Below are 1,273 nucleotides of genomic sequence, written 5' to 3' on the forward strand. Positions count from 1 at the left end.
TTCGCCGCCTTCGCGGTAGTCGCCCGGCGTGCCGCCGGTCCAGCGCCGGAAGGCGCGGTGGAAGGCGGCCACGCTCGAGAAGCCGAGGTCCGAGGCGATCGAGATCAGCGGCTCGGAGCCGCGCGTGAGCCGCTCGATGGCGACGTCGCGGCGCAGCGCGTCCTTGATGTCCTGGAAGGTCGCGCCCTCGGCCTGCAGATGCCGCACGAGGGTGCGCGCCGACAGGCCGAAGGCACCCGCCACGTGGGCGATGTCGCAGTCCTCGCCGAGCCGTGCCTGCAGCCAGCCGCGCACGCGATGCGCGGCGCTGTCGGCGCTCGGCGGCACGAACAGCCAGTCGAGCGGCGCGCGATGCAGCAGGTCGCGCAGCTCGAGGCTGGAGCGGCGGCGCACCGGCCGGTCGAGGTACTTCGGGTCGAAGACCATGGCCGTGACGGGCTGCCCGAAGCGCGCGGGGCCGGGGAACATGAAGAGGTAGTCGGCGGCATCGTCGGGCCGCGCGAAGCCGAAGTCGATGCGCTCGAGTTCGATGCGCGCGCCGATGATCCACGAGCACAGGCCGTGCACCAGCTTCATGTGCAGCTCCTGCACCAGGCGCGCGCTGCGGGCCTGGCGCGGATAGGCATCGATGCGGATCACGGCCTCGCGTTCGTCGCGGTGCAGGGTGAACACCGAGCCGTCGTCGAGCACGCGGTTGAACTGCATCCATCGCTTGATGGCGACCTGCAAGGTGGGTGCATCGAGCATCAGGATGCTCAGCACCTTGAGCGTGCCGCAGCGCAGCGGCCGCGCGTAGAGCCCGGGCATCTCGTCGTCCATGTGCAGCGCCACGCTGCGGAACAGCTCGGCGAACTGCTCCTCGGTGACGCGGCCATGCCGCTGTGCGAGCAGCGTGGGCGAGATCGTGGCCAGGTGCAGCATGCCGTGCAGGGTCGGCGCATCGATCGGCAGTCCCGCGAGGAAATCCCTGACGTAGGAGATCGGCAAGGTGGGCCGGCCCGCGAAGGCCGTTGAAGCGGATCCCGCGGCGGAAGGCATGGGCATGGCGTGAGACATGGCGTGATTGGCAAATGAAGTTGGCGCGATCGGAGAACACGGGACCGCATGCGCTGCATAGAGTGAAGCCGACGCCGTGCGGCGAGGGCTCGATCAGGCCGTGCGCGTCGACATCATCCGTCCCACGAAAGAAGAACACCATGAGACAAACGCTCGGTTCGACGCGAACCGCGCCGCCGCTTGCGCGGCCGGCACGCATCCTTTCCCTCGGCATCGC

At 69.6% G+C, this 1,273-nt stretch carries 1 protein-coding gene; it reads right to left on the reverse strand.

Annotated elements, in window-relative coordinates:
• Positions 1-1,044, reverse strand: a 1,044-nt coding sequence (locus AC27VN_RS41730) for an AraC family transcriptional regulator (RefSeq protein WP_490880550.1), incomplete at its 3' end; no start/stop codon positions are given.
• Positions 1,045-1,273 lie beyond the last annotated feature (229 nt).

The organism is Variovorax sp. 20P10.2.4, from assembly GCF_058244205.1.